General features: G+C 49.5%; 2 tRNA genes and 1 rRNA gene. All 3 read right to left on the reverse strand.

Annotated features, from left to right (window positions below):
• Positions 1 to 11: 11 nt before the first annotated feature.
• A tRNA-Ala gene (locus tag A3756_RS03225) sits at positions 12 to 87 on the reverse strand.
• Between the two features lie 141 nt (positions 88 to 228).
• Positions 229 to 305 (reverse strand) — tRNA-Ile (locus tag A3756_RS03230).
• 114 nt (positions 306 to 419) lie between these two features.
• Positions 420 to 618, reverse strand: a 16S ribosomal RNA gene (locus A3756_RS03235); the annotation flags it as partial.

Genomic DNA, 618 nt, shown 5'->3' on the forward strand with positions numbered 1-618 from the left:
ATTTTGGAAATTGGTGGAGCTATGCGGGATCGAACCGCAGACCTCCTGCGTGCAAGGCAGGCGCTCTCCCAGCTGAGCTATAGCCCCAATCCCAGAGCATTTTATCCTCTGCTTTAACGTTCATTAAAGTCAGACTCAAAAAATCGTAGATTTTAGTTAATCTAGGCAAATGACTGCGAAGCATAGCCTGCTATGCGAGTAATCATTTAACGATGAGTAACTGAAATCTGGTAGGCCTGGGCAGACTTGAACTGCCGACCTCACCCTTATCAGGGGTGCGCTCTAACCACCTGAGCTACAGGCCTTCTGCGCAAATTACCTCTCAGTAAGATGCTATAGGGCCTATTGCCCTTACGCTCTCTTTAATTCTATAACCAAGCAATTCGTGTGAACTCTGACCGAAACGATCACGATTCGTTTAAGGAGGTGATCCAGCCCCAGGTTCCCCTAGGGCTACCTTGTTACGACTTCACCCCAGTCATGAACCACACCGTGGTAATCGTCCCCCCGAAGGTTAGACTAACTACTTCTGGTGCAATCCACTCCCATGGTGTGACGGGCGGTGTGTACAAGGCCCGGGAACGTATTCACCGTGGCATTCTGATCCACGATTACTAG

This window comes from Oleiphilus sp. HI0086 (assembly GCF_001635225.1).